We start from the raw sequence: 13,263 nt of genomic DNA on the forward strand, positions 1-13,263 counted from the left end.
ATTTGACTGATGACAAAAACCACAATGTCATGAAGATGCGGAGTGTATCAGCTTTTGTGATCGAGCGCATAAATATCCGGCCAGGGATCATCCGCAATCTTTTCGCCTGTTGCAGATCACCCTGCCAGCCCCTTCCAGCATCAGTTGAACCGGTTTCCGCTTCATTCGTCACCTTTTCCTTGCCTGGCGCTGGACAAGTTTCGTCCTGAAGCATAAATTTAATCAATCGATTGATTAATTATTTTGCCGCCATGAATACAACCCCAACGACCAGTAAAGGCGAACAGGCCAAACAGCAGTTGATTGCTGCCGCGCTGGCGCAATTCGGTGAATACGGGCTGCATGCTACCACCCGCGATATCGCCGCGCTGGCCGGGCAAAATATTGCGGCGATCACCTATTACTTTGGTTCGAAAGAGGATTTATACCTCGCCTGTGCGCAGTGGATCGCCGACTTTATCAGTAAGAATTTCCACCCGCATGTTCAGGCAGCAGAGGCGTTGTTCGCGCAGCCGGAGCCGAATAAGGCAGAAATACGCGCTCTGATTCATAGCGCCTGCCGCAACATGATCACGCTGCTCACCCACGATGAGACGCTGAACCTGAGCAAATTTATCTCCCGCGAGCAGCTCTCGCCAACGCGGGCGTATCAGCGGGTGCACGATCAGGTCATTGCGCCGATGCACAGCCATCTCACCGCCCTGCTGGCGGCCTATACCGGGCGGGATGCCACGGATACCGAAACCATTATTCATACCCACGCACTGCTCGGTGAAATTCTCGCGTTTCGCCTCGGGCGGGAAACCTTCTTGCTGCGTGCGGGCTGGTCGCAGTTTGACGAAGAGAAAACCGCGCAGATTTACCAGGTTATCACCTGCCATATCGATCTCATTTTGCAAGGATTAACGCACAGGAGTCCGGAGTGATGAAAAAACCTCTCGTTACGGTGTTGATTGTGGTGGTCGTTATCGCCGCGCTGGCTGGCGGCTGGATGTGGTATCAGAGCAGACAGGAGCGCGCGCTCACCCTGTACGGTAACGTTGATATTCGCACGGTGAATTTGAGTTTCCGCGTTGGCGGACGGCTCGCTTCGCTAAACGTTGATGAAGGCGATGCGATCCAGGCCGGACAGACGCTCGGTGAGATCGATAAAGCGCCCTACCAGAATGCCTTATTGCAGGCGCAGGCCAATGTCTCCACCGCGCAAGCGAAATACGATCTGGCTACCGCTGGCTACCGTGATGAAGAGATTGCCCAGGCTGTTGCGGCGGTGAATCAGGCGCGGGCCGCCTATGACTACGCGCAAAACTACTATCAGCGTCAGCAAGGGTTATGGAAAAGCCGGGTGATCTCCGCCAACGATCTGGAAAATGCCCGTTCCACACGGGATCAGGCGCAGGCAACGCTGAAATCCGCGCAGGACAAGTTAAGCCAGTACCGCACCGGTAACCGCCCGCAGGAAATTGAACAGGCGAAAGCGGGTCTTGAACAGGCGCAGGCCGCGCTGGCGCAGGCGCAACTGGATCTGCATGACACCACGCTGGTCGCCCCTTCCGCCGGGACAATCCTGACCCGCGCCGTCGAGCCGGGCAGCATGCTCAGCGCAGGCGGCACCGTTTTCACGCTGTCGTTAACCCGTCCGGTATGGGTGCGCGCATATGTTGATGAGATCAACTTGCAGCAGGCGCAGCCAGGGCAGGAAGTACTGCTTTACACCGATGGGCGACCGAATAAGCCGTATCATGGCAAAATCGGCTTTGTCTCGCCTACCGCCGAATTTACGCCCAAAACTGTGCAAACCCCGGATCTGCGAACCGATCTGGTGTATCGCCTGCGCATTATCGTTACCGATGCCGACAACTCGCTGCGCCAGGGGATGCCGGTAACCGTGCGTTTTGCGGGCGAGGCGCGTCATGAATGAGGCATCCATCCATTTACGCGGGCTGGTAAAACGCTTTCCGGGCATGGAAAAACCCGCTGTCGCAAAGCTCGATTGCGAGATTCGCGCCGGGTATGTCACCGGGCTGGTCGGCCCGGATGGCGCAGGGAAAACCACACTGATGCGCATTCTTGCCGGGTTGATGAAGCAGGACGAAGGCAGCGTGCAGGTGATGGGTCTGGATCCGCTGCGTCAGGATAGCGAACTACACGCCATGCTCGGTTATATGCCGCAAAAATTCGGGCTGTATGAAGATTTAACGGTAATGGAAAACCTCAATCTGTACGCCGATCTGCGCAGCGTCACCGGCGAGCAGCGCCGTCAGACCTTCGATCGCCTGCTGGAGTTTACCGCTCTCGCCCCATTTACCGGACGGCTGGCCGGAAAGCTCTCAGGCGGGATGAAGCAGAAACTGGGGCTGGCCTGCACGCTGGTCGGCGAACCGAAAGTGCTGTTGCTGGATGAGCCGGGCGTCGGCGTTGACCCGATTTCCCGCCGCGAACTGTGGCAGATGGTGCATGAACTGGCGGGCGAAGGGATGCTGATCCTCTGGAGCACCTCGTATCTTGATGAAGCGGAGCAGTGCCGCGATGTGCTGCTGATGAACGAAGGCGAATTGCTGTATCAGGGCGAGCCGACCGCGCTGACGCAGCGCATGGCCGGGCGCAGTTTTCTTGTCACCAGCGCGCAGGAGAACAACCGCCGCTTGCTGCGTCTTATTCTGCGTCAGCCTCAGGTCAGCGATGGCATGATCCAGGGGCGCTCGGTGCGCATGATCCTGAAAAAAGAGGCGCACGTCGACGAAATTCTCCACGCCGACAACATGCCGCCAGTAGAGATCACGGAAACCGCGCCGCGCTTTGAAGATGCGTTTATCGATCTGCTCGGCGGCGCGGGTGCGTCCGAATCCCCGCTGGGGGCAATTCTGCATACGGTGGAAGGCAGCACGGACGAAACGGTGATTGAAGCCCGCTCGCTGACCAAAAAGTTTGGTGATTTCGCCGCTACCGACCATGTCAATTTTGCCGTCAAGCGCGGTGAAATCTTCGGCCTGCTGGGGCCGAACGGCGCAGGTAAATCGACCACTTTCAAAATGATGTGCGGTTTGTTGGTGCCTACCGACGGCCAGGCGCTGGTGCTGAATCTCGATCTCAAAGTCAGCTCCGGCAAAGCGCGCCAGCATCTGGGTTATATGGCGCAAAAATTCTCGCTGTACGGCAACCTGACGGTAGAGCAGAACCTGCGCTTTTTCTCCGGCGTCTACGGCCTGCGCGGACGGGCGCAAAACGAAAAGATAACCCGCATGAGCGAGGCGTTCGGGCTGAAAGCCATTGCTCACCATGCGACCGATGAATTGCCGCTGGGCTTTAAGCAGCGCCTGGCGCTGGCCTGCTCGCTGATGCATGAACCGGATATTCTGTTCCTTGATGAACCCACTTCCGGTGTCGATCCACTGACGCGACGGGAGTTCTGGCTGCACATCAACAGCATGGTGGAGAAAGGCGTGACCGTGATGGTCACCACGCACTTTATGGACGAAGCAGAGTATTGCGATCGTATCGGGCTGGTGTATCGCGGAAAGCTTATCGCCAGCGGCACGCCGGATGATTTAAAGGCGCAAAGCGCCGATGCGGATAACCCGGATCCGACAATGGAGCAGGCTTTTATTACGCTTATCCATAACTGGGATAAGGAGCACGGCCATGCATCTTAACACTCTCAGTTGGCGGCGCGTGCGGGCGCTGTGCGTCAAAGAGACGCGGCAGATTGTCCGTGATCCCAGTAGCTGGCTGATTGCCGTCGTCATCCCGCTGTTGTTGCTGTTTATCTTCGGTTACGGCATTAACCTTGATTCCAGCAAGCTACGCATTGGTGTGCTGCTGGAGCAGCAAAGTAAAGAGGCGATGGATTTCACCCATACGCTGACCGGCTCGCCCTATATTGATGCCACGATCAGCGATAACCGCCCGCAGCTTATCCAGATGATGCAGGCCGGGCGTATTCGCGGGCTGGTGGTGGTGCCGACGAATTTCGCCGCGCAGATGGCGCGCGCCAATGAAGTTGCGCCGATTCAGGTGATCACCGATGGCAGCGAACCGAATACCGCCAACTTTGTGCAGGGCTACGTACAGGGGATCTGGCAACTCTGGCAGCAACAGCGGGCAGAAGATCGCGGACAAACATTTGAACCGTTGATCGATGTGCAAACCCGCTACTGGTTTAACCCGGCCGCCATCAGCCAGCATTTTATTATTCCTGGCGCGGTGACCATCATCATGACGGTGATTGGCGCTATCCTCACCTCGCTGGTGGTGGCGCGCGAATGGGAGCGCGGCACGATGGAGGCCCTGCTTTCAACCGAAGTGACGCGCGCGGAATTGCTGCTGTGCAAGCTGATTCCCTACTATTTTCTCGGCATGCTGGCGATGCTGCTGTGCATGCTGGTGTCGGTGTTTATTCTTGGCGTGCCTTACCGCGGCTCGCTGCTGATTTTATTTCTCATCACCAGCCTGTTTTTGCTCAGCACGTTGGGGATGGGGCTGCTGATTTCCACTATCACACGTAACCAGTTTAATGCCGCGCAGGTCGCGCTGAATGCCGCCTTTCTGCCGTCGATTATGCTATCCGGTTTTATCTTCCAGATTGACAGCATGCCTGCCGTGATCCGCGTGGTGACTTATATCATTCCGGCGCGTTATTTCGTCAGTACGCTGCAAAGCCTGTTTCTGGCGGGCAACATCCCGGTGGTGTTGATGGTTAACGTTCTGTTTTTGATCGCCTCAGCGCTGATGTTTATTGGCCTGACATGGCTGAAAACCAAACGCAGACTGGATTAAGGAAAACCCATGTTTCACCGTTTACTGACGCTTATCCGCAAAGAGTTACAGTCGTTACTGCGCGAACCGCAAACCCGCGCCATTCTGATCCTGCCGGTGCTGTTGCAGGTGGTGCTGTTCCCCTTTGCTGCCACGCTGGAAGTGACCAACGCCACTATCGCCATCTATAACGAAGATAACGGCAAACATGCGGTTGAGCTGACGCAGCGTTTTGCCCGCGCTAAAGCCTTTACCCATATTCTGCTGCTGAAAAGCCCGCAGGAGATACGCCCGACCATCGATACGCAGAAAGCATTGTTGTTAGTGCGTTTTCCGGCCGATTTTTCCCGCAATCTTGATAGCGGCATCACCGCGCCAATGCAGTTGATCCTCGACGGGCGCAACTCTAACAGTGCGCAAATCGCCGCCAATTATCTGCAACAAATCGTGCAGGATTATCAGCAGGAGCTGCTGAGCGGCCAGCAGAAACCGAATAACAGTGAGCTGGTGATACGCAACTGGTACAACCCGAATCTCGATTACAAATGGTTTGTGGTGCCGTCGCTGATCGCCATGATCACCACCATCGGCGTGATGATTGTGACCTCGCTGTCGGTGGCGCGTGAACGCGAACAGGGCACGCTGGATCAGCTACTGGTTTCGCCGCTGTCAACGTGGCAAATTTTTGTCGGCAAAGCCGTGCCAGCGCTGATTGTCGCAACGTTTCAGGCGACGATTGTGCTCTCCGTCGGTATTCTGGCCTATAAAATTCCCTTTGCCGGATCGCTGCTGCTGTTCTATTTCTCAATGCTGATTTATGGCTTGTCGCTGGTGGGTTTCGGCCTGCTGATTTCGTCGCTTTGCGCCACACAGCAGCAGGCATTTATTGGCGTGTTTGTCTTTATGATGCCCGCGATCCTGCTGTCGGGCTATGTATCACCGGTGGAGAACATGCCGGTCTGGTTGCAGGATTTGACCTGGGCCAACCCTATCCGGCACTTTACCGATATTACCAAGGAGATTTATCTGAAGGATGCCAGCTTAACGATTGTCTGGCAGAGTTTATGGCCGCTGGTGGTGATTGCGGCCATCACCGGTTCAGCGGCGTATGCGCTGTTTCGCAGAAATATTGCCTAACTTGCGCTCTTTGGTCAGCAGCGATACCACCGCCGGACCGGCAAGAATAGCCAGCCCGGCAGCGGCCAGAATAAAGTGGTTAGGCAACACGCGGGAAAGCAGCCAGATAACGATCAGCGACGCGCCGAAATACCAGGTGGTAGTCAACTCTTCCAGCACATCGCCGACGCCGCGCCAGCGTGCATCGTGGTGGCGCTGGAGAAACAGCATCAGCAGCACGGACACACCGTAAAGTACGCACAGGCTCAGACCGACGCGCACCAGAGAACCGCTCATCCAGCCCATCACCAGCAGCGCGACTATCAGCATATGCAACATAATCTGCCAGCAACTCAGGCCTGTTACATCACGAATGTGCTGTTGCCACTTCATGGCCTCTCTCCTGAAGAATTTTTGTCTTTCTGAAGAGTACGCGGATTTACGGAAAATTCCGTAACCCCGCCACAATTTGTGACAGGGACTACAATTTATTTTCACGAGGAGAGTGACGCTGGCAGGAGAATTATGACCCAACACGCGCGACATTTTTCATTGAAAGTGCTCACCATCAATACCCACAAAGGCTTTACCGCGTTTAACCGGCGCTTTATTTTGCCTGAGCTGCGTGACGCGGTACGGACCGTCAGCGCGGATATCGTCTGCCTGCAAGAAGTGATGGGCGCCCACGAAGTGCATCCACTGCATGTGGAGAACTGGCCGGACACCACCCACTATGAATTTCTTGCCGATACCATGTGGAGCGATTACGCCTACGGACGTAACGCGGTTTATCCCGAAGGGCATCACGGAAATGCGGTGCTTTCCCGCTATCCGATCGAACACTTTGAAAATCGTGATGTTTCAGTTGATGGCAGCGAAAAACGCGGCCTGCTCTACTGCCGCATTACGCCACCGGATCTCGGCCATTCATTACATGTCATTTGCGTTCATCTTGGTCTGCGGGAAACCCATCGTCAGGCGCAGCTCACCATGCTGGCAGAGTGGGTGAATGCGCTGCCCGAAGGCGAACCCGTCGTGGTGGCAGGCGACTTTAATGACTGGCGGCAAAAAGCCAATCACCCGCTGAAGACGCAGGCCGGGCTGGAGGAGATTTTCACCCGCGCTCACGGCCGCCCTGCCCGTACTTTCCCGGTCGCACTGCCATTGTTGAGGCTCGATCGGATCTATGTGAAAAACGCCAATGCCAGCGCGCCGACCGCGCTGCCGCTGCGTAACTGGCGACACCTTTCCGATCACGCCCCACTGAGCGCGGAGATCCACCTATGAAATGCACCTGGCGGGAAGGCAACCGTATTCAGTTGCTGGAAAACGGCGACAACTACTATCCGGCGCTGTATGACGCCATCGATCATGCGCAGCAACGCGTCATTCTGGAAACCTTTATCTGGTTTGAGGATAACGTTGGCCGCCAGTTGCAGCAGGTGCTGCTACGGGCTGCCCGGCGCGGCATCAACATCGAAGTGCTGCTGGATGGTTACGGCTCGCCGGATTTAAGCGAACCGTTTGTTAACGAGCTAACCACCGCTGGCGTGGTATTCCGCTATTACGATCCGCGCCCGCGCCTGCTCGGTATGCGCACCAATCTCTTTCGCCGCATGCACCGTAAAATTGTGGTGATCGATAACACTGTGGCTTTCGTTGGCGGCATTAACTACTCAGCAGAACATCTCACCAGCTATGGCCCGGAAGCCAAGCAGGATTACGCCGTGCGCGTCGAAGGGCCGATTGTGGAAGATATTCTGCAATTTGAGCTGGAGAATCTGCCGGATAACGCGCCGGCAAAACGCTGGTGGCAGCGCCGACGCCATCGCCCGGAAGAGAACCGTACGCCCGGTGAAGCGCAGGCGCTGTTTATCTGGCGCGATAATAACGATCATCGCGACGATATTGAACGCCATTATCTGAAGATGCTGGCCAACGCCCGCCGCGAAGTGATTATTGCCAACGCCTACTTCTTCCCCGGTTATCGCCTGCTGCACGCCATGCGCAACGCTGCCCGGCGCGGTGTCTCGGTGAAGCTGATTGTGCAGGGCGAGCCGGATATGCCGATTGTCAAAGTCGGCGCGGAGCTGTTGTACAACTATCTGCTGAAAGGCGGCGTTCAGGTGTATGAATATCGCCGCCGCCCGCTGCACGGCAAAGTGGCATTGATGGACGATCACTGGGCAACGGTCGGTTCCAGCAATCTCGATCCACTCAGTTTGTCGCTGAATCTGGAGGCTAACCTGATTATCCATGATCGTGAATTTAACCAGACGCTACGCGACAATTTGCAGGCCATTATTCGCGAGGACTGCGTGCGGGTGGACGAATCAATGGCGCCGAAGCGCACCTGGTGGAACCTCGGTAAGAGCATTGTCGTGTTCCACTTCTTACGCCATTTTCCGGCCATGGCCGGCTGGCTTCCTGCGCATACGCCGCAACTGGCCCAGGTGAAACCGCCCGTCCAGCCGGAAATCGAGACCCAGGATCGCGCGGAAACAGAACATTCGGGGGTGAAACCCTGATGAAGAAATCCCATCCTCGCTGGCGGCTGGCGAAAAAGATCCTGACGGTGCTGTTTTTTATCGCCGTGGCCGTGCTGCTGGTGCTCTACGCGCAGAAGGTCAACTGGGACGATGTCTGGCAAGTGATTCGCGACTACAACCGCACCGCGTTGCTTAGCGCTGTCGCGCTGGTGATTGTCAGCTATGTACTGTACGGGTTTTATGATCTGCTCGGCCGCGCTTACTGTGGGCATAAACTGGCGAAACGCCAGGTGATGCTGGTGTCGTTTATCTGTTATGCCTTTAACCTGACGCTCAGTACCTGGGTTGGCGGTATCGGCATGCGCTACCGGCTCTATTCACGCCTTGGGCTGCCAGGCAGCACGATCACGCGGATTTTTTCACTCAGTATAACTACCAACTGGCTGGGCTACATCTTACTGGGCGGTGTGATCTTTACCTTTGGCGTAGTGCAGATCCCGGCGCACTGGTATATCGATGAACGCACGCTGCGCATTGTGGGTGTGGTGCTGCTGCTGGTGATTATCGGCTATTTGTGGTGCTGCGCTTTCGCTAAGCGCCGTCATCTGACGGTGAAAGGCCATAAACTGGTGCTGCCTTCATGGAAATTCGCCGTCGCCCAGTTAGTGATCTCCAGCGCCAACTGGATAGCGATGGGTGCGATTATCTGGCTGCTGCTGGGCATGAAAGCGGATTTCTTTTTTGTGCTCGGCGTGCTGCTGGTAAGCAGTATTGCCGGAGTAATTGTGCATATTCCGGCGGGTATCGGCGTGCTGGAAGCGGTATTTATCGCTCTGCTGGCGGGTGAACATGTGGCGCAGGGAACCATTATCGCGGCCCTGCTCGCTTATCGCGTGCTTTACTATTTTCTGCCGCTGCTGCTGGCACTGATCGGTTATCTGGCGCTGGAGAGCCGGGCGAAGAAACTGCGGGAGAAAAATGAACGCGCGATGGAGAAAGTGAGCTGATTGATGAGATGGTGGCTCGCGGGATGAGCAAAACGTAGCGCCATCAGGCGATTTGCCTGATGGCGACTGCCAAATTAACGGCGGTTGCCGAAAATGCGCAACAGCATCAGGAACAGGTTGATAAAGTCGAGATACAGCGTCAGCGCGCCGAGGATGGAATACTTACGCAGCAGCGAAGCATCACGCGTATCGATCTGCTCGCCAATGTTTTTTAGCTTCTGCGTGTCATACGCCGTCAGGCCAACAAAAATCACCACACCGATATAGGTCACCGCCCACATCAGCGCTTCACTTTTCAGCCAGAAATTCACCAGCGAAGCAAGCACAATGCCAATCAGCCCCATAAACAGCATGTTGCCGAAACCGCTGAGATCCCGTTTGGTGGTGTAACCGTACAGGCTCATCGCGCCAAACATACCGGCGGTTACCACAAAGGTCGCGGCAATAGATTGCGCGGTGTATACCAGCAAAATACTGGAGAGCGTCAGCCCGGTCAGCGCGGAATAGAGCATAAATAGCGTGGTCGCCATGCCCGCACTCAAACGCTGAATCAAGCCGGAAAGTACAAATACCAGCGCCAGCTGCGCGATAATCAGCCCAAAAAAGGTTATCCGGCTGGAGAAGACAAATGACATTACCGCTTCACTGTTGGCCGCATACCAGGCGACAAAAGCGGTGAGCAGCAGGCCGCAGGTCATCCAGCCATAGACCTGCGCCATATAGGTCTGAAGCCCGGTGCGGCTCTGCTGGACGATAGAATCAGAACGAGGATAACGGTCCATAGTCACTCCTGATAGATGGGATTACATTACTAAGGTTAACACATCCCGGTTCAATGAATTACCAACGCTGTGCAGCCTGCTTATCGCTGTCGCGGGCTTCAACCCAGCGATCGCCTTCCGCGGTGGCTTCACGCTTCCAGAACGGCGCGCGGGTTTTCAGGTAATCCATAATAAATTGCCCGGCATCAAAGGCGCTGCTGCGATGGGCGCTGGCGACGCCGACAAACACGATTTCATCGCCCGGCCAGAGTTCTCCGACGCGGTGATAAACCGTTACGCGGCCAAGCGGCCAGCGGCTGCGCGCTTCTTTAACGATTGAAGCCAGCGATTTTTCAGTCATGCCCGGATAGTGCTCCAGCGTTAATGCGCTGACGCTGTCGCCGAGATTGTGGTTGCGCACTTTGCCGGTAAAAGTTACCACGGCGCCATCTTCATCATTCGCCGCCAGCCAGCTGTACTCTTCTCCGACGTTAAATGCCGCGCGCTCGACACAAATTCGCGTTTCGCTCATTTCAGCCTCCAGTGACCGGCGGGAAAAACGCCACTTCATCACCGCTGCTTAATGGGTGATCGAAGCTGACCAGCGTCTGGTTCACCGCCGCCAGCAGCTTGCCCTCTTCGAGCGCCAGCGCCCAGCGATCGCTCTTTGTCGCCAGATGCTGGCGCAGCGCTTCAACGGACGGGAAAACTGTCTCAGAGACCAGGCTGTCGCAGCCGATCAGTTCGCGTACCTGCGCAAAGAAAAGAACATTAATCATCGTGTTGCACCTTAAAATCTCCCGATTTACCGCCACTTTTTTCCAGCAGGCGCACCGGGCCAATCACCATATCTTTCTGCACGGCTTTACACATATCGTAGATAGTCAGCGCGGCAACCGAAGCCGCCGTCAGCGCTTCCATTTCGACGCCGGTTTTACCGCTCAGACGGCAGACCGCTTCGATGCGCACACGGTTGTGCTCCGGCTGCGCCTGCAACTGGACTTCCACTTTGCTCAGCAGTAACGGGTGGCACAGCGGGATTAGCTCCCAGGTGCGTTTCGCCGCCTGAATGCCCGCAATACGCGCGGTGGCAAACACGTCGCCTTTGTGGTGGCTGCCTTCGACAATCATCGCCAGCGTGCGGGCCTGCATAGTGACAAACGCTTCTGCGCGCGCTTCACGAACGGTTTCGGCCTTGGCGGAAACATCCACCATATGCGCTTCACCCTCGGCATTAATATGGGTCAGTTGTGACATAGCTTACTTCTTAAGATGAGGATGGAAATTACACGGACGCGTGCGCGCATCAAGCTGCGGCGCAATGATATTTTCCCAGGCGGTGCGACAGGCTTTTGTCGAACCAGGCATGGCGAAAATCAGCGTCCTGTTGGCGATACCAGCTACCGCGCGGGACTGCAATGTCGCGGTGCCGATCTCTTCGAAAGAGAGCATGCGGAACACTTCGCCAAACCCCTCAACTTCGCGATCGAACAGCGGCAGCAGCGCTTCCGGTGCCTGATCGCCTTCGGTCAGACCCGTGCCGCCGGTGATCAGCACCACCTGCACGTCGTCGCTGGCGATCCACGCGGAGACCTGCGCACGGATCGCGTAGCGGTTCTCTTTGACAATCGCTTTCGCCACCAACTGATGACCGGCATCGTGCGCGGCGTCGCGCAGCCAGTGACCGGAGGTATCATCCTCTTCGCCACGACGGTTTGACACCGTCAAAACAGCAAGCCTGAGCGGAATAAATTCAGCGCTGACCTGGCTCATCTCATTCTCCTTGCGGCTTAGCCGCCAATGTATGAAAGGTTTTGCGTAATGCCCGTGTTGCCATCATGCAGGAAGTGCGTCTGCTTTTTATGCGTCAGCGCGACGGCAATGCGTTGCTCCAGCATCGTTTGCTGCGCATCGTCCTGCATCAGGTCACGCAGATTCACACCGCCATCACCGAACAGGCATAAATGCAGTTTGCCCGTGGAGGAGACGCGCAGGCGGTTGCAACTGGCGCAGAAATCTTTTTCATACGGCATGATAAGACCGATTTCACCGACGTAGTCCGGGTGGCAGAACACCTGCGCCGGACCGTCGCTGCGCTGGCGCAACTGGTGGATCCAGCCGCGTTTGAGCAGCGCGTCGCGCAGCACCATGCCGGAGATGTGATGATTGCGGAACAGCTCGCTGCCCTCGCCGGTCTCCATCAGTTCGATAAAGCGCAGCTGGATAGGACGCGATTTGATCCACGCCAGAAAGGTATCGAGCTGGTGATGATTCACATCGCGCATCAGCACGGTGTTCACTTTGACTTTGGCGAAACCGGCAGCAAACGCGGCGTCGATGCCGTCCATCACCTGGCGGAATTTATCCTGCCCGGTAATCGCATGAAACTGGCGGGCATCGAGGCTGTCGACGCTGACATTGATGGCGGTAAGCCCGGCATCGCGCCACAGCGCAACGTCGCGGGCCAGCCGATAGCCGTTGGTTGTCACCGCGATCTGGCGAATAGCGGCGTTTTCATGGACGGCGGCGATGATGTCGGGGAAATCCCGGCGCAGTGATGGTTCTCCGCCCGTCAGGCGCACTTTTTCGGTGCCCATGGCACTGAAAGCGCGCGTGACACGGCGAATTTCATCGACGCTGAGAAAGCCATTGTTGTTGACGCCGCCCGGCTTGTAACCGTCAGGCAGGCAGTAGGTGCAACGAAAGTTGCACACATCCGTGATCGACAAACGCAAGTAATAAAACTTACGCGCGAACGCATCAGTAAGTTGTGAGGGCATGTACACCTTTCCAAATACGGGAGATGCAGTCATTTCTTCCTGCACCCTGGCAGCGAAAACCGTTGCCGGTTTTGCTACGGCCAAATCGTCATATTTCACGGTTAACCGGAAACGTAGACGAAGAGGCTAGAGTGTATGTTTTGTCAGTAACGCTAAAATTGCTTATGGCGATAGTAGCGCGGGAGAATCCTTTTCGCCATCATGAATATCGCTATATATATTTATATATAGCGCCATGATCGCGCACTTTCGCTACAGAGTACGAGAAAATCGCGTTTTTGCATTGATATGTGTCATTTTCCACTCAGCGAGGCATCGTCTTTTGGTGGTATTTAGGCTAACGTAGCGCGGTAAA

At 56.0% G+C, this 13,263-nt stretch carries 15 protein-coding genes and 1 riboswitch; of the genes, 8 read left to right on the top strand and 7 right to left on the bottom strand.

The genetic code is table 11. The annotated features are described in order from the left end of the window. Positions 1-251: 251 nt before the first annotated feature. From cecR to Y71_RS18730, 5 genes are read left to right on the top strand one after another with little or no spacing between them, the layout of a single operon-like run. A complete protein-coding gene (cecR, locus tag Y71_RS18710) occupies positions 252-926 on the top strand; it encodes a transcriptional regulator CecR (RefSeq protein WP_007373979.1) in 675 nt (224 codons plus the stop codon). Then, positions 926-1,921: a secretion protein HlyD gene (hlyD, locus tag Y71_RS18715; protein WP_007373978.1), complete on the top strand. Its 996-nt coding sequence runs from the start codon at positions 926-928 to the stop codon at positions 1,919-1,921. The genes cecR and hlyD overlap by 1 nt, the downstream gene beginning before the upstream one ends. Next, positions 1,914-3,653 carry an ATP-binding cassette domain-containing protein gene (locus Y71_RS18720; protein ID WP_007373977.1) on the top strand — a complete coding sequence of 580 codons (1,740 nt, stop codon included), beginning with the start codon at positions 1,914-1,916 and terminating at the stop codon, positions 3,651-3,653. Before hlyD ends, Y71_RS18720 begins: the two co-directional genes overlap by 8 nt. Beyond that, positions 3,643-4,776, top strand: coding sequence for an ABC transporter permease (locus Y71_RS18725; RefSeq protein WP_007373976.1), 1,134 nt, complete (start codon positions 3,643-3,645; stop codon positions 4,774-4,776). Before Y71_RS18720 ends, Y71_RS18725 begins: the two co-directional genes overlap by 11 nt. A 9-nt stretch (positions 4,777-4,785) precedes the next feature. Continuing rightward, positions 4,786-5,892 (top strand): ABC transporter permease, encoded by a 1,107-nt coding sequence (locus Y71_RS18730; RefSeq protein WP_007373975.1) that lies wholly within the window; start codon positions 4,786-4,788, stop codon positions 5,890-5,892. Here Y71_RS18730 and Y71_RS18735 read toward each other — a convergent pair. Then, positions 5,854-6,264: a YbhQ family protein gene (locus tag Y71_RS18735; protein ID WP_007373974.1), complete on the bottom strand. Its 411-nt coding sequence runs from the start codon at positions 6,262-6,264 to the stop codon at positions 5,854-5,856. The genes Y71_RS18730 and Y71_RS18735 overlap by 39 nt on opposite strands. A 132-nt stretch (positions 6,265-6,396) precedes the next feature. Here Y71_RS18735 and Y71_RS18740 point away from each other — a divergent pair, with 132 nt between their 5' ends. The 3 genes from Y71_RS18740 to Y71_RS18750 are packed head-to-tail and all read left to right on the top strand — an operon-like array spanning position 6,397 to position 9,367. Beyond that, positions 6,397-7,158, top strand: a complete 762-nt coding sequence (locus Y71_RS18740; RefSeq protein WP_007373973.1) for an endonuclease/exonuclease/phosphatase family protein — start codon at positions 6,397-6,399, stop codon at positions 7,156-7,158. Then, a complete protein-coding gene (gene clsB / locus Y71_RS18745) occupies positions 7,155-8,399 on the top strand; it encodes a cardiolipin synthase ClsB (RefSeq protein WP_007373972.1) in 1,245 nt (414 codons plus the stop codon). The genes Y71_RS18740 and clsB overlap by 4 nt, the downstream gene beginning before the upstream one ends. Further along, positions 8,399-9,367, top strand: coding sequence for a lysylphosphatidylglycerol synthase domain-containing protein (locus Y71_RS18750; protein WP_007373971.1), 969 nt, complete (start codon positions 8,399-8,401; stop codon positions 9,365-9,367). Before clsB ends, Y71_RS18750 begins: the two co-directional genes overlap by 1 nt. Before the next feature lie 74 nt (positions 9,368-9,441). Here Y71_RS18750 and Y71_RS18755 read toward each other — a convergent pair whose 3' ends face one another. The 6 genes from Y71_RS18755 to moaA form a co-directional block, all read right to left on the bottom strand. Further along, entirely contained in the window at positions 9,442-10,149 is a 708-nt protein-coding gene (locus Y71_RS18755; RefSeq protein ID WP_007373970.1) for a Bax inhibitor-1/YccA family protein, read from the bottom strand. 58 nt (positions 10,150-10,207) lie between these two features. Next, on the bottom strand, positions 10,208-10,660 hold the full coding sequence (moaE, locus tag Y71_RS18760; RefSeq protein WP_007373969.1) for a molybdopterin synthase catalytic subunit MoaE: 453 nt from the start codon (positions 10,658-10,660) through the stop codon (positions 10,208-10,210). A 1-nt stretch (position 10,661) separates the two neighbouring features. Continuing rightward, the gene (gene moaD, locus Y71_RS18765; RefSeq protein WP_007373968.1) at positions 10,662-10,907 is read right to left on the bottom strand and encodes a molybdopterin synthase sulfur carrier subunit; all 246 of its coding nucleotides are present in this window, start codon (positions 10,905-10,907) and stop codon (positions 10,662-10,664) included. Beyond that, positions 10,900-11,385, bottom strand: coding sequence for a cyclic pyranopterin monophosphate synthase MoaC (gene moaC, locus Y71_RS18770; protein WP_007373967.1), 486 nt, complete (start codon positions 11,383-11,385; stop codon positions 10,900-10,902). The genes moaD and moaC overlap by 8 nt, the downstream gene beginning before the upstream one ends. A gap of 3 nt (positions 11,386-11,388) precedes the next feature. After that, positions 11,389-11,901 carry a molybdenum cofactor biosynthesis protein B gene (moaB, locus tag Y71_RS18775; protein ID WP_007373966.1) on the bottom strand — a complete coding sequence of 171 codons (513 nt, stop codon included), beginning with the start codon at positions 11,899-11,901 and terminating at the stop codon, positions 11,389-11,391. A 17-nt stretch (positions 11,902-11,918) separates the two neighbouring features. Further along, on the bottom strand, positions 11,919-12,908 hold the full coding sequence (moaA, locus tag Y71_RS18780) for a GTP 3',8-cyclase MoaA (protein WP_007373965.1): 990 nt from the start codon (positions 12,906-12,908) through the stop codon (positions 11,919-11,921). Then, positions 12,896-13,054: riboswitch (molybdenum cofactor riboswitch) on the bottom strand. It overlaps the preceding gene by 13 nt. Between the last annotated feature and the right edge of the window lie 209 nt (positions 13,055-13,263).

Origin of the sequence: Kosakonia radicincitans DSM 16656 (genome assembly GCF_000280495.2) — a bacterium.
In the GTDB taxonomy this organism is placed as follows: Bacteria; Pseudomonadota; Gammaproteobacteria; order Enterobacterales; family Enterobacteriaceae; genus Kosakonia; species Kosakonia radicincitans.

Excerpts from the sequence above, each read along its gene's own strand:
- cecR (WP_007373979.1), top strand. The coding sequence starts at position 252 with ATGAATACAACCCCAACGACCAGTAAAGGCGAACAGGCCAAACAGCAG.
- hlyD (WP_007373978.1), top strand. The coding sequence starts at position 926 with ATGAAAAAACCTCTCGTTACGGTGTTGATTGTGGTGGTCGTTATCGCC.
- Y71_RS18720 (WP_007373977.1), top strand. The coding sequence starts at position 1,914 with ATGAATGAGGCATCCATCCATTTACGCGGGCTGGTAAAACGCTTTCCG.
- Y71_RS18725 (WP_007373976.1), top strand. The coding sequence starts at position 3,643 with ATGCATCTTAACACTCTCAGTTGGCGGCGCGTGCGGGCGCTGTGCGTC.
- Y71_RS18730 (WP_007373975.1), top strand. The coding sequence starts at position 4,786 with ATGTTTCACCGTTTACTGACGCTTATCCGCAAAGAGTTACAGTCGTTA.
- Y71_RS18735 (WP_007373974.1), bottom strand. The coding sequence starts at position 6,264 with ATGAAGTGGCAACAGCACATTCGTGATGTAACAGGCCTGAGTTGCTGG.
- Y71_RS18740 (WP_007373973.1), top strand. The coding sequence starts at position 6,397 with ATGACCCAACACGCGCGACATTTTTCATTGAAAGTGCTCACCATCAAT.
- clsB (WP_007373972.1), top strand. The coding sequence starts at position 7,155 with ATGAAATGCACCTGGCGGGAAGGCAACCGTATTCAGTTGCTGGAAAAC.
- Y71_RS18750 (WP_007373971.1), top strand. The coding sequence starts at position 8,399 with ATGAAGAAATCCCATCCTCGCTGGCGGCTGGCGAAAAAGATCCTGACG.
- Y71_RS18755 (WP_007373970.1), bottom strand. The coding sequence starts at position 10,149 with ATGGACCGTTATCCTCGTTCTGATTCTATCGTCCAGCAGAGCCGCACC.
- moaE (WP_007373969.1), bottom strand. The coding sequence starts at position 10,660 with ATGAGCGAAACGCGAATTTGTGTCGAGCGCGCGGCATTTAACGTCGGA.
- moaD (WP_007373968.1), bottom strand. The coding sequence starts at position 10,907 with ATGATTAATGTTCTTTTCTTTGCGCAGGTACGCGAACTGATCGGCTGC.
- moaC (WP_007373967.1), bottom strand. The coding sequence starts at position 11,385 with ATGTCACAACTGACCCATATTAATGCCGAGGGTGAAGCGCATATGGTG.
- moaB (WP_007373966.1), bottom strand. The coding sequence starts at position 11,901 with ATGAGCCAGGTCAGCGCTGAATTTATTCCGCTCAGGCTTGCTGTTTTG.
- moaA (WP_007373965.1), bottom strand. The coding sequence starts at position 12,908 with ATGCCCTCACAACTTACTGATGCGTTCGCGCGTAAGTTTTATTACTTG.